Annotated in this window: 8 protein-coding genes; all 8 read left to right on the top strand. The window is 73.8% G+C overall.

All coding sequences use genetic code 11. The features are described from left to right. The first annotated feature begins 180 nt into the window (after nucleotides 1-180). The 8 genes from ACIRD7_RS06445 (at nucleotide 181) to ACIRD7_RS06480 (ending at nucleotide 11,995) form a co-directional block, all read left to right on the top strand. Nucleotides 181-2,844, top strand: coding sequence for a BTAD domain-containing putative transcriptional regulator (locus tag ACIRD7_RS06445; protein ID WP_403450490.1), 2,664 nt, complete (start codon nucleotides 181-183; stop codon nucleotides 2,842-2,844). A 183-nt stretch (nucleotides 2,845-3,027) separates the two neighbouring features. Continuing rightward, a complete protein-coding gene (locus ACIRD7_RS06450) occupies nucleotides 3,028-4,302 on the top strand; it encodes a glycosyltransferase (protein ID WP_403450492.1) in 1,275 nt (424 codons plus the stop codon). Between the two features lie 26 nt (nucleotides 4,303-4,328). Beyond that, nucleotides 4,329-4,991, top strand: a complete 663-nt coding sequence (locus ACIRD7_RS06455) for a class I SAM-dependent methyltransferase (protein WP_403450495.1) — start codon at nucleotides 4,329-4,331, stop codon at nucleotides 4,989-4,991. 40 nt (nucleotides 4,992-5,031) lie between these two features. Further along, entirely contained in the window at nucleotides 5,032-6,240 is a 1,209-nt protein-coding gene (locus tag ACIRD7_RS06460) for a DegT/DnrJ/EryC1/StrS family aminotransferase (RefSeq protein WP_403450498.1), read from the top strand. Nucleotides 6,241-6,323: 83 nt separating this feature from the next. After that, a complete protein-coding gene (locus tag ACIRD7_RS06465; protein WP_403450501.1) occupies nucleotides 6,324-7,787 on the top strand; it encodes an NAD(P)/FAD-dependent oxidoreductase in 1,464 nt (487 codons plus the stop codon). Between the two features lie 55 nt (nucleotides 7,788-7,842). Further along, on the top strand, nucleotides 7,843-9,381 hold the full coding sequence (locus ACIRD7_RS06470; protein WP_403450504.1) for a GMC oxidoreductase: 1,539 nt from the start codon (nucleotides 7,843-7,845) through the stop codon (nucleotides 9,379-9,381). 36 nt (nucleotides 9,382-9,417) lie between these two features. Further along, the gene (locus ACIRD7_RS06475) at nucleotides 9,418-10,746 is read left to right on the top strand and encodes a UDP-glucose dehydrogenase family protein (RefSeq protein ID WP_403450507.1); all 1,329 of its coding nucleotides are present in this window, start codon (nucleotides 9,418-9,420) and stop codon (nucleotides 10,744-10,746) included. Between the two features lie 40 nt (nucleotides 10,747-10,786). Continuing rightward, on the top strand, nucleotides 10,787-11,995 hold the full coding sequence (locus ACIRD7_RS06480; protein ID WP_403450510.1) for a glycosyltransferase: 1,209 nt from the start codon (nucleotides 10,787-10,789) through the stop codon (nucleotides 11,993-11,995). The last annotated feature ends 20 nt before the right edge of the window (nucleotides 11,996-12,015 follow it).

Consider the following 12,015-nt stretch of genomic DNA (forward strand, 5'->3'; position numbering starts at 1 on the left):
CTCCGCGCCGATAGCATCCTTTCCGGATCCAGAGGGGTGAATGTCCGACGGCCGTTCTCCGAGCCTGGTGCGAGACCCGGAGAACGGCCGTGTGGGCCTTTCCGGAATACCCTCGGATCGCGGCAGGAACGGAAAAGGAACGGCACCGGAAAACAGGCTCGGCGCATTCGGGGAATCCGCATGAAATTCCAGGTGCTGGGCCCGCTGACGGTCCACGGCGACAGCGGCCCGGTCGTGCTCGGTGGCATCAAACAGCGGGCCACCCTCGGCCATCTGCTGCTGCACGCCAACGAGGTCGTCGCGACCAGCGCCCTCATGGGGGCCCTGTGGGACGGGGAACCCCCGCCCACGGCCCGCAAGATGCTCCAGAACGCGGTGTCGGCGCTGCGCGGCCTCCTCGCCGCCGACGGCACCCGCGGCGGCCCCGTCCTCCTCACCCACGCCCCCGGCTATCTGCTGCGCGTCGACGGCGACGACCTCGACCTGGCCACCTATCGCACCCTCGCCGACCGGGGCCGCGCCGACCTCGCGGCCGGCGCCTGGCCCGCCGCCGCCCGCACCCTGCGCACCGCTCTCGGCCTGTGGCGCGGCCCCGTCCTCGCCGACCTCGCCGAGTCGGGCGCCGACTGGCCCGAACTGCGCACCCTCGCCCAGGCCCGCTCGGCCACCCACGAGGACCTCTACGAGGCCGAACTCGCCTGCGGACGGCATCAGGAAGTCCTGGAGGAACTGGAGACCCACGCCCAGCGCGAACCGACGCGCGAGCGGCTGTGCGCCCAGCTGATGCTCGCCCTCTACCGCCGCGGCCGGCAGGCCGACGCACTGGACGCCTACCGCAGGACCCGGACCGCCCTCGCTTCCCGCCTCGGCCTCGAACCCGGCCGGGTGCTGCGAGCCGTCGAGCGCGCGGTCCTCGACCACGACCCGGTCCTCGGCCAGCCCGACGCGCTCGCCATCATGGCCCTCGACGGCGAACCCCGCCGCACCACCCCTGCTCCGGTCGAACCCAGCCCGGCCACCACCGCCCCGGCGCCGGTCGTCGGCTTCGAGCCCCGCCCCGCGGCCCGGCCGGCGACGCTCCCCACGCCGAGCTCCCCCTTCCCGTACCCCGGCGCGCCGGCCGGCGTCCTCACCGAGCAGCACAAGCAACTGTCCATGCTGCTGGTGCGGACCACCCTCGGAAAGGGACTCGGCGGCGACCCGGAGGACGCCGCCCGGCTGTCCGGCGAACTGGCCACCGCCATCCGCGACGAGGTAGCCCGGCACGGCGGAAAGGTCTCCGGCGTGCTCGGACCGGTCACCTTCGCCCTGTTCGGCGTCGTCCGCACCCGCGAGGACGACGCCGAACGCGCGGTGCGGGCCGGCCGGGCCATCCTGCGCCGGCTGCGCCAGTACGGCGGAGGCGGCCCCGTGCCCGTGCACGGCGGCTCCGCGCCCCGTGTGGCCGTCGCCACCGGCGACGTCGTCGTCACCTGCGCCGCCGACGGCACCGGCGCCGTGCCGATCGTGAACGGCGCCGTACCCAAGAGCTGCGCCGACCTGCTGGAGACCGTGCCGCCCGGCGGCATCCGGGTGTGCGCCGCGACCCGCGCCGGCACCGAACGCTCCCTCGCCTACGGCCCCGCCGAACCCGACGGCTCCTCCGAACCGCTCGGCCCCCGCACCCTCTGCCAGGACCCGCCGCCCGCACTCGTCGGCCGGGAGCGCGAGCTGGAACAACTCGCCGGAGCGCTCGGTGACGTAGGCCGCCGGCAGCGCCCCTGCCTGCTCACCGTCCTCGGCGAACCCGGCGCCGGAAAGTCCCGCCTCATGGCCGAACTGGCCCGGCACGCACGCCGCTCACCGCACGGATACCGGGTCGCCGGCGGCCACAGCTCCTGGTGCGACCGCGACCGGCCGCTCGCCCTGCTGGAACGGACCCTCGCGTCAGTCACCGGAAGCGGCCGCCCGGACGAGGCCGCGCAAGACGCCCTCGCCCGCACCGTCCACGCCCTCTTCGGCACCGGCGAGCGCGGCACCTGGCTGCTGGACCGGCTCGCCCCGCTGCTGCGTCCCGAGCCGCCCGCCCCCGCCGACTGGCCCGACCTCGCCACCGCCTGGCGGCTCCTGCTCACCGGCCTCGCCGCCGAACGACCGCTGCTGCTCGTCCTGGAGGACCTGCACACCACGCCGGACCCCGTCCTGGACCTCGTCACCGAACTCGCCGACGCCGCCGGGCCCGTACCGCTGCTGCTCGCCGTCACCGCACGGCCCGAACTGCTGGACCGCAGGCCCACCTGGGGCGGCGGCCGGCGCGACGGCCTCACCCTCACCCTGGACCCGCTCGACGAGCCCTCCTCGGCCACCCTGCTCGACGCCCTCCTCGGCCACGAGGAACTGCCCGCCGACGTGCGCCGCGACGTCCTCGCCAGGATCGGCGGCAACCCGCTCTACGCGGTGGAGTACGCACGGGAGCTGACCGGCGCCGGCCGCCCGGTGGGCCCGCCGCCCATGCCGCGCCATGTGCGTCAGGTCGTCGCCGCCCACCTCGACACGCTGCCGCCGCTCGCCAAGGCCGTCCTCGTGTGCGCCTCGGCGCTCGGCGGCGTGTGCTGCGCCGACGGAGTGGCCGCGGTCGGCGGCGTGCACCGTGCCGACGCCGCGCACTGGCTCGACCATCTGGAACGCCGGGACTTCCTGCGCCGCTCCCGCCATCCCAGCGCCACCGGCGCCCTGCGCTACGCCTTCCGGCACCCGGCCACCCGCGAGGCCGTCGACGCGCTCGTGCCCCGCACGGTGCGCGAGGACCGCAGGCGCCGCGCCGAGGCCTGGACCGAGAACACGGCCGCCCTCCTGACCGCCTGACCACCGGCCGCGGGAATTTCCGATTACCCGCCGATGGAAATACCCAACTGGGTACCGGCGCGCCCATCCCATAACTTCGTTTCCGAGCGGCGCGGAAAGCGCACCGAAGACTCGGGAAAACACCGAGAACGACGGCCCATCATGACGTGGCCGAACGCCGCTTCCGGATGGAAAGGAATGGTTGTGCGCATTCTCTGCAGTCTCGCGCTGTCGCCCTCCAACGCACGCGCCCTGCTGCCGCTGGCCCGCGCGGCGGTGGAGGCCGGCCACGAGGTCACCGTGGTCTCCCCGCCGGAGATGGCCGGCGTCTTCGAGGGCGAGAACATCCGCGTCCTGCCGCTGTTCACCGACATGGCCGAGATCGTGCTCAGCCTGCTGCAGCAAAAGCGCATCGAGTTCGCCCCCTCGGACCCGTTCTCCCCGCAGACCCTCCTCGCCACCGCCTGCGGCCCCCACGTCACCGACGCCTACCGGCAACTCCTCGACGTGGCCGAGGAGTTCAAGCCCGACGTGATCCTGCGCGGCGGCGTCGAGTTCGCCGGCTACCTCGTCGCCGAGACCCTCGGCGTCCCGCACGTCACCGCGCCCTCCGGCGGCGGCCAGTACCTCGACACGAAGCTCGCCCTCGCCGAACTGAACCTGCGCCGCGCCGAACTCGGCCTGCCCGAGAGCGACTCCGCCGAGGCGATCCACGCGCACGGCCGCTTCGACTGCATGCCGCCCGAGTACGCCTTCACCGCCCACGAGACGGTCGACACCTTCGCCTACCAGCAGCCGTCCGCCATCGTGCGCACCGAGACCGGACCCGAGTGGCTGCGCGACCTCCCCGGCGACCGGCCGCTCGTGGTGGTCTCCAGCACCAACGTGTTCGCCTCGCTGATGCACCACGCCGTCTTCCCGCGCATCCTCGACCTGTTCTTCGACGGCGTGGTCGCCGGTCACCTCTTCGAGGGCCTCGACATCGAGGCCGACCCGGCGCTCGTCGTCGGCGCCCTCATGCCGGGCGACGCCAACCCGCTCACCACCATCGTCAAGGGCCTGTCCCAGGTGGACTGCACCGCCGTCGTCGCCACCCGCGGCATGCCCGTCGACCCGGCCGCCGTCGGCGACAACGTGCACCTCTTCGACAGCATCCCGCAGCCGCTGCTGCTGGAAACAGCACAGCTCCTCTTCACCCACGGCGGCTACAACAGCGTCCGCGAGGCCGTCCGGGCCGGCGTCCCCATGGCCGTCCTGCCCGAACTGAGCGACCAGGCGCACAACGCGACCCGCGTCACCGAACTGGGACTCGGGCTGCGGGTGCCGAGCGCCGCCGCCGACGACGTCGCCGACACCGTGACCCGGCTGCTCGGCGAGGCCGGCCACACCCACGCGGCCCGCACCGCGCAGCGCCACATGCTCGCGCTGCCGCAGGTCACCGCCGCCGTCGACCACCTCACCGCCCTCGCCGGGCACTGACCGGGATCCGGACAAGGAGCAGGCAGATGGACACGCAGTTCCTCAGGGCGTTCTACGACCTGGCCTCGTGGATCCGGCTCACCCCGCTGCTGAACGGCCCCTACCTGCCGTTCTCCGCGTGGTCGCTGCGACCCGGCGCACTGATCAAGCTGCTCGACGACATCGCCCTCGGCGACCGCAAGGTCCTCGTCGAGTGCGGCAGCGGCACCTCGACGATCGTCTTCGCCCGCTACCTCGCCCAGCGCGGCCACGGCAACGTGCTCTCCCTGGAGCACGACGAGAAGTGGGCCCGGTGGGTCAACGACCAGCTGGCGCAGGAGGGCCTGAGCGAGGTCGCCCGCGTCGTGCACGCCCCGCTCGCCGAACACCCCGCCGCCGTCAAGCGCGTCGAGTGGTACGAGCCCGGCACCGTCGAGGACGAGATCGGCGCCTTCACCGACAAGCACGGCAAGATCGACCTGCTGCTCGTCGACGGCCCTCCCGGCTGGGAGCAGGGCCGCAAGATGGCCCGCTACCCGGCCGTACCCGCCCTGAAGGACCACCTCGCGCCCGGCGCCACCGTGATGCTCGACGACGTCAACCGATCCGAGGGCGTGGAGATCACCAAGCGCTGGGAGGACGAGGTCGGACTCGTCATGGAACTCGACCCGTACGGCACCCGGACCGCGTTCGGCACCTACCCCGGCTGACCCCGGACCCCCGCGGCGAACACCCCCGGAAGGAGGGGCCATGCTGGCCCTGAACGGCGGGCCGAAGGTGCGGACACAACCCTTTCCGCGCTGGCCCGAGTACGACGAGACCGAGAACCTCGCCCTCGCCCGCGCCCTCCAGCAGGGCGAATGGGGCCGGCACGGCGGCAAGGAGGTCCAGGCCTTCGAGCGCGAGTTCGCCGAGTTCGGCCAGGCGCCCGCCGCGCTCGCCGTCACCAACGGCTCGCACGCCCTCGAACTCGCCCTGGAACTGGCCGGGATCGAACCCGGCGACGAGGTGATCGTCCCCGCCTACACCTTCGTGGCCACCTCCACCGCCGTCCAGCGGCGCGGCGGCGTCCCGGTGCCCGTCGACATCACCCACGACACCTTCTGCCTCGACCCGGAGGCCCTGGAGGACGCCGTCACCGACCGCACCCGCGCGGTGATCCCCGTCCACATCGGCGGCCACGTCGCCGACATGGACGCCATCACCGCCTGGGCCGACGCCCGCGGCGTCACCGTCATCCAGGACGCGGCCCAGGCCCACGGAGCGACCTGGCACGGCAAGGGGCTCGGCGCGCTCGGCTCGATCTCCACCTTCTCCTTCCAGAGCACCAAGGTGATCACCGCCGGCGAGGGCGGCGCCCTGCTGCTGCCCGACCCGGACACCTACGAGGACGCCTGGGTCCGGCACAACTGCGGCCGCACCCGCGAACTGCACCTGGCCGTCGCGGCCTCCAACTTCCGCGTCTCCGAACTCACCGCCGCCCTGCTGCGCGCCCAGCTCGCCCGGTTCGCCGACCAGAACGCCCGCCGCGCCGCCCGCTACACCGAACTGGCCGCCGCGCTCGGCGAGATCCCCGGCATCCGGCTCCAGGGCCGCGACCCGCGCTGCACCAGCACCCCCCACTACATGACCACGTTCGTCCTCGACCAGGACGAGCTCGGCGGCCTCGACCGCGACACCGTCGCCCTGGCGCTGCTGATGGAGGGCATCCCCGCCTTCGGCAGCCACCAGCCCCTGCACCGCACCGACGCCTTCTGGACCGGCGCCACCCGCGACGTCCGGCCCGAGGAACTCGCCGAGTACTGCCCCCACGCCGAACGCGTCGGCCGCGACGGCGTGCTCATCGGCCACCAGGCCCTGCTCGGCACCCGCCAGGACGTCGACGACGTCGCCACCGCGGTGGCCAAGGTCCTGGACGAACTTCCCCGCACCGGCACCGGCACCGGCCCGGCCGCCTGACGCGCCCGGACCCGGCCACCCCCGACACCGACCCCGCACACCCCGCGCCCGGCGCGGCGGTTCACAGGATGGGAACGAAAGCGATGACCAGCGACAACCCGGCCGGCCGGACCTTCGAGGTCCTCGTCGTCGGCAACGGTGTGCTCGGCCTGTCCCTGGGCCTGACCCTCGCCCGCCGTGGCACCAAGGTGGCCGTCCTCGGCCGCACCGACCGGCCCTGGGCCGCCTCCACCGCGGCCGGCGCCATGCTCGGCACCTTCGGCGAGGTCACCTCCACCCTCATAGCCAGCGAGCAGGGCCGCGCCAAGCTCGACCTCGGCGTCCAGGCCACCCGCCTGTGGGACGACTGGCTGGACCAGCTGTCCGAGGAGACCGGCGAGAGCGACGACCTGCGCTGTGCCGACGGCACCGTGATGCTGCTGAACTCGGTGGGCGTGCCCGGCATCGACTCCGCCAACTACGCCGCGATCCGGGCGACCCTCGACGACTACAAGGAGCCGTACGAGGACATCGACCCGGCCGAGCTCGGCTGGCTCGACCCCGACCCGCTGGCCCGGCCCCTGATGGGCATGTTCATCCCCGGTGAGCACGCCGTCGACTCCGGCCGTCTGCTGGCCCGGCTGCAGACCGCGCTGCTGAAGGCCGGCGGCACCCTCCTCGACGGCTTCGGCGAGAGCCTGGTCACCGAGGGCGAGCGCATCACCGGCGTCAGGCTCACCAGCGGCGACACCCTCACCGCCGGCCAGGTCGTGCTCGCCGCCGGCGCCGCTTCCCAGACCCTGCTCGACACCGTGCCCGCCCTCAGCGGCTCCATCCCGCGGCTGTGCGCCGGCGTCGGCGTCTCGGTCGTCGCCCGGGTCAACCCCGACGTGCCCGGCCCCACCAGCGTGCTGCGCACCCCCAACCGTGCCTTCGCCTGCGGCCTGCACCTCGTGCCGCGCGGCCAGGGCCACGTCTACCTCGGCGCCACCAACGCCATCGAGCCCGAGCCCGCAGACGTGCCCTCCATCCGCGACGCCACGTTCCTGCTCGGCTGCGCCCTGCGCCAGCTGCGCCGCGACCTCGACACCGCCGGCATCGAGAAGATCCAGGTCGGCAACCGCCCCGTCGCCTTCGACGGCTTCCCGCTGGTCGGCAGCGCCGGCCTGGACGGCCTGTGGCTGATGACCGGCACCTACCGCGACGGACTGCACCTGTCGCCGCTGCTCGCCGACGAGATGGCCCGCCGCGTCCTCGGCGAGGACACCCGTCACGACCTGTCCGTGTTCCAGCCCGTCCGCAAGCCCACCCAGGCGCACAGCCGCGCCGACGTCGTCGAGACCGCCGTCACCCACCTCCTGGCCACCGGCTACGAGGACGAGTGGCGGATCCCCAACGCCTGGCCCGCCGTCATCGAGGCCCAACTGCGCGCCGGATTCACCAAGTTCGCCGACACCATCGACGACGAGTTCACCCCGCCCGCCGAGATCCTCGCCAAGGCCCAGATGAACCCCGCCTTCGCCCAGCAGGTCCGCGACTACTACGCCGCGAGCCGCGCCGCCCACTGATCCGACTCGCCCCGCCACCCCCCACAGCACCGCACAGAAGGAGAGTCGCGCCACCATGAGCTGTCCCGAACTTCCGCCGACGGTCGACCTGCTCGTCGTCGGAAGCGGCCCCGTGGGGTCGGCCGTCGCCCGCCGTGTGTACGACGCCGTACCGCACGCCAGGATCCTGATGGCCGACCTCGGGCCGCGCCTGACCGGGCAGGCCGGGCTGCATCTCGGCAACCTGCCCGCAGCGGAACGGGCCGCGGCCCAAACCCGTTCCCAGGGGCGGGATCCCGGGACCGCGCCCGGCGAGGACGGCGCCCTGGTGAAGAAGTACGCGGACCGCGGCACCCATCTGCTGCGCGCCCGCCGCGACGACGAGCCGGAGCAGTCCGGCATGCCGGCCGCCGTCATGTCCAGCAACATCGGCGGGATGGGCGTGCACTGGGCCTGCACCGCCCCCCGCCCACTGGACACCGAACGGCTGCCGTTCCTGCCCGGCGACGACCTCGACGCCGCCCTGTCCGTCGCCGAGCACCTGCTGAGCGTCACCCGCGACGCCTACCCGGCCACCGAGGCCGGCGATCTCGTCCTCAAGACGCTCGGCCAGCTCTTCGACGGCGACTACCCGGCCGGCCAGGGCGTCGGCACCATGCCGCTCGCCTGCACCCCCCGCCCGGGCCGCCGACCGCGGTGGGCCGGACCGGACACCGTCCTCGGGCCGCTCGCGAACGCCGGCGCCGGCGCGGGCGACGGACGCTTCCGCATCGCCGACGAGACGATGTGCCGGCGCCTGCTGTTCAGCGGACGCAAGGTGACCGGCGCCCTGCTCGAACACCTCCCGACCGGAACCGAGTTCGCCGTACGCGCCTCCGCGGTCGCCGTCTGCGCCGACGCGCTGCGCACCCCGCAGCTGCTGTGGGCCTCCGGCATCCGCCCCGACGCCCTCGGCCGCTACCTCAACGACCAGCCCAAGACCGTCAGTTCCGTCCATGTCAAGGACGGCCCGGTCGCCGGGGTCGCCGCGCGCGGCACCGTCGAGTTCGGCGGCGACATCCGCGACCTGGAGACCGGCCGCTTCTGGGTGCCGTTCGCCGACCCCGGCCGCCGCAACCACGGCCAGGTCATGACCATCGACACCTCACCCTTGGAGGGCGTGGACCCGGCCCTGTTCGTCGGCATGGTCTGGTACGGCGCCAAGGAGATCCGCGCCGAGGACCGCATCGAGTTCTCCACCAGCGAGGCCGACGCCTACGGCATGCCCGACATGACCGTCCACTACGACCTCACCGAACGCGACCGCGCGGGCGCCGAACAGGCCCGCGCGGACCAGGAGGCCGTCGCCGAGGCCCTCGGCGGCGAGTTCCTGGAGCGACCCGAACTGTTCCCCGCCGGCAGCTCCAAGCACTACCAGGGCACCGTGCGCATGGGCCCCGTCGACGACGGCACCTCGGTGTGCGACACCGACAGCCGCGTCTGGGGCTTCGACAACCTCTACGTCGGCGGCAACGGGATCATCCCGACCGCCACCGCCGTCAACCCGACGCTGTACAGCGTGGCGCTGGCCGTCCGGGCCGCCGCGTCCATCAGCGCCCGGCTCATCGGCGTCTGACCGCAGCGAAGCAACCGAGAGAACGAGGTGGCAGCCGTGCACCGCCACACCATCGCCGTCATCGGCACCGGCTATGTCGGACTCACCGCCGGTGCCTGCCTGGCGCAGCTCGGGCACCGGGTGGTCTGCGCCGACCTGGACCCGGTCAAGGTCGCGGAACTCAACCGCGGCGAAGTGCCCATCCTGGAGGAGGGGCTGCCCGAGCTGGTGCGTGCCGGGCTCGACGCGGGCCGGCTGCGCTTCGTCGTCGGCGCCGCCGACGCCGTGCGCGGCGCCCGCACCGTGTTCATCTGCGTCGGCACGCCCACCGCCTCCGACGGCCGCGCCGACCTGACCGCCGTGGACGCCGTCGTCGAGGAGATCCGCACCCTGCTGGAGCCCGACAGCGTGCTGGTCACCAAGTCGACGGTGCCGGTGGGCACGGCGGCCCGCGTCACCGCCGCCCTCGGCCGGCCCGACGTCGGCGTCGTCAGCAACCCGGAGTTCCTGCGCGAGGGCACCTCCGTCGCCGACTTCCTCCAGCCCGACCGGGTCGTTATCGGCTCCGACAGCCCCTGGGCCGCCGCCCAGGTCGCCGAGCTGTACGCCGGGGTCGACGCGCCCGTCGTCATCGCCGACGCGGCCAGCGCAGAGGTCGTCAAGTACGCGGCGAACTGCTTCCTCGCCGTCAAGCTGTCCTACGTCAACACCCTGGCCGAGCTGTGCGAGGAGGTCGGCGCCGACATCGGCCGGGTCACCACCGCGCTCGGCCAGGACCACCGGATCGGCGGCGCGTTCCTGCGCCCCGGACCCGGCTGGGGCGGCTCCTGTCTGCCCAAGGACACCCGTGCCCTGCTCGGCACGGCCGACGCCCTCGGCGTGGACTTCCCGCTCGTGCGGGCGGCCATCGACACCAACGCCCACCAGCGGACCCGGATCGCCGACAAGATCGCCCGGCTGTGCGGCGACGGCGACCGCTCCCTCGCGGGCGTACGGATCGGGCTGCTCGGGCTCACCTTCAAGGCCGGCACCGACGACCTGCGCGACTCACCGGCCCTCGCCCTCGCCGCCGAACTCGCCCGCCGCGGCGCCGAACTCACCGCCCACGACCCGGCCGTCCCGCTCACCCGGCACACCGAACTCCCCGCCGACATCACCGTCGTGGACGACCCCCACCAGGCCGCCAAGGGCGCCTCCGCGCTGGTCCTGTGCACCGAGTGGCCGCACTACCGCGGCCTCGACTGGACCCGGATCGCGGCCGACCTGCACCGCCCGCTCGTCGTCGACACCCGCAACCACCTCGACCCGGCCACCCTCAGCGCCGCGGGCCTCGCCTGGCACGGCACCGGCACCGGCCCGGTCGAGCCCGCCCTGACCGCCGTATAGACCACGAGAGCCCAAGAGCCTTCCGGAAAGGTCCCTCACCATGCGGGTGCTGTGCAGCATCACCGGCTCGCCCTCCCACGCGCGCGCCTGCCTGCCGCTCGTGCGCGCCCTCGGCGAGGCCGGGCACGACGTCCTCGTCGTCACCGCCGACAAGCTCGCCCCCGTGCTCGGGGGCGAGCGGGCCCGCGTCGAGGGTGTGTACACCGACATCACCGCCCAGGGCATGCGGCTGCTGTTCGAGGGCAAGCTGCCCATCCCCAAGGAGTTCAGCCGCTTCGCCCACGAGCTGTGGGCCACCCTCGGCTGCGGCCCCCAACTCGCCGACGCCTACGACCTGTTGCTGCCACTCGCCCGGGACTTCCGGCCCGATGTGATCTTGCGCGACGGCTACGAGTTCGCCGCCCTCCTCGTCGCCGAGACCCTCGGCGTACCGCATGTGCCCGCGCCGTCCGGCTCGGGCCAGTTCCTCGACCCGGAGCTGCTGCTCCCGCTGCTCAACGAGCGGCGCCGCGGACTCGGCCTGCCCGAGACCGACGACCCGGTCGCCGTCTACCGGCACGGCCGGCTCGACTGCATGCCCGCCCCCTACACCTTCGCCCGCCCCCTCGCCCCCGACGCCGTCGCCTACCGCCAGCCCCGCACCGTCACCCGCGGCGAGACCCTGCCCGACTGGTTCGCCGAACTGCCCGCCGACCGACCCCTCGTGCTCGCCTCCCTCGGCACCGGACTGCCCGGCACCGTCCTCGAATTCCTCGACAAGGCCCGCGAGTTCGGCGCCCCCATCCCCGTCTACGACCCCGCCGAACCCCTGAACACGGTCGTCGAGGCCCTCTCCGCGCTGGACTGCGCGGCCGTCGTCTCCACCCTCGGCATGCCCGTCGACACCACCAAGGCCGCGCCTCACGTCCGGGTCGTGGACCGCTTCCCGCAGCAACTCCTGCTCGAACACGCCGATCTGTTCGTCACCCACGGCGGCTACAACAGCATCCGCGAGTCCGTGCGGGCCGGCGTCCCCATGGCGGTGCGGCCCATGTTCGGCGACCAGCAGTACAACGCGCTGCGCGTCGCCGGCCTCGGACTCGGCGAGCACATCGCCTCCCGCGGCGCCGAACCCATGCTGGACACCTGCCGCCGGCTGCTGGCCGACGAAGCCGTCGCCGACGAGGCGCGGCGCGCCCGCAAGGAGATGCTCGCCCTGCCGGGCGTCGACGCGGCCGTCGCCCACCTGGAGGGCCTCGCCGCCTTGTGACAGGCCCCTCTCCCGGACAC

Origin of the sequence: Streptomyces sp. NPDC093568 (assembly GCF_044764945.1) — a bacterium.
Lineage (GTDB): Bacteria > Actinomycetota > Actinomycetes > Streptomycetales > Streptomycetaceae > Streptomyces.